Consider the following 287-nt stretch of genomic DNA (forward strand, 5'->3'; position numbering starts at 1 on the left):
TCTTGCGCGGCCACAACAATCCGGGCGGCGGCTTCATCGGCGGGCTGATCGCGGCCTCCGCCTTTGCCATCTACGGCATCGCCTATGGTGTGCCGCCGGTGCGCCGGGCTCTGCGCTTTCATCCGATGGGGATCGCCGGTTTCGGGCTCGTCGTGGCGACCCTTGCCGGGGTGCCGTCGCTGATCGGCGGCAAGCCGTTTTTGACGGCGCTGTGGGCCTATCCGAAGATTTTCGGCATGGAGGTCGCCATCTCCACCGCCACGTTCTTCGATATCGGCGTCTATCTC

The 287-nt window shown here is 65.5% G+C and carries 1 protein-coding gene; it reads left to right on the plus strand.

Annotated features, from left to right (window positions below):
• A partial coding sequence (locus CH341_RS32225; protein WP_111423754.1) for an MnhB domain-containing protein occupies positions 1 to 287 on the plus strand: 287 nt, incomplete at both ends.

It is taken from the genome of Rhodoplanes roseus (assembly GCF_003258865.1).
In the GTDB taxonomy this organism is placed as follows: Bacteria; Pseudomonadota; Alphaproteobacteria; order Rhizobiales; family Xanthobacteraceae; genus Rhodoplanes; species Rhodoplanes roseus.